General features: G+C 77.2%; 1 pseudogene. It reads left to right on the top strand.

Annotation, left to right across the window (positions count from 1 at the left end):
* A pseudogene (locus IE312_RS42890) lies at positions 1–909 on the top strand (DEAD/DEAH box helicase); the annotation flags it as partial.

The following is a 909-nucleotide window of genomic DNA, read 5'->3' as shown; positions in this document are numbered from 1 at the left end:
ACGCCGGCGTCGACGCGGCCCGCCACATCATCCAGGGCGGCGCCGCCTTCGACCCGGAGGTCGCCGAGATCACCGGCGCCCGTTCGATGACCGAGGTCCAGGCCGAGTCCGCCGGCAACGCCGCGCAGCAGGCCGAGCGCGAGGTCGCCCAGCTCACCAAGCAGCTGGAGCGCGCCCAGCGCCGTGCGACCGAGCTGCGCGAGGAGGCCGACCGGCTGGTCGCCCGGGTCGCCCGCGAGCGCGGCGACGACCCGGAGGCCGCGGTGGCCGAGGCCCAGGCGACGGCTGCGGAGCAGCTCGCCGTGGCCGAGGAGCCGGTGGAGCGCGAGGCCGAGCGCGAGGAGCGTCCGGCGGCCTCGGCGCCGTACGAGCGCCGGGAGCGGCGCGGCTTCGAGCGTCGTGACGACCGCCGTGACGACCGTGGTGGCCGTGGCTTCGAGCGCCGTGACGACCGCGGCGACCGGGGCGAGCGCCGTCCGTTCGACCGTGACCGTGGTTTCGACCGCCGTGACGACCGTCGCGACGACCGTGGTGGCCGTGGCTTCGAGCGTCGTGACGACCGTCGCGACGACCGTGGTGGCCGTGGCTTCGAGCGCCGGGACGACCGGGGCGGCCGGGGTTTCGAGCGTCGTGACGACCGCCGTGACGACCGTGGTGGCCGTGGCTTCGAGCGCCGGGACGACCGGGGCGACCGCGGCGACCGTGGTGAGCGGGGCGAGCGCCGTCCGTTCGACCGCGACCGCGGTGGCCGCTCCTTCGAGCGCCGTGACGACCGCGGCGGTTTCCGCCGGGACGAGCGCGGTGGCCACCGGGGCAGCGACCGCCCGTTCAACCGCGACCGCCGTGACGACCGCCCGGGCTTCCGCACCGGCGGCCACGAGCGCCCGTACGGCCGTCGTGACGACCACC

The organism is Streptomyces capoamus (assembly GCF_014654935.1).
Lineage (GTDB): Bacteria > Actinomycetota > Actinomycetes > Streptomycetales > Streptomycetaceae > Streptomyces > Streptomyces capoamus.
Note: the sequence above shows the minus strand (reverse complement) of the source record. Positions and strands in the feature narration are given on the sequence as shown.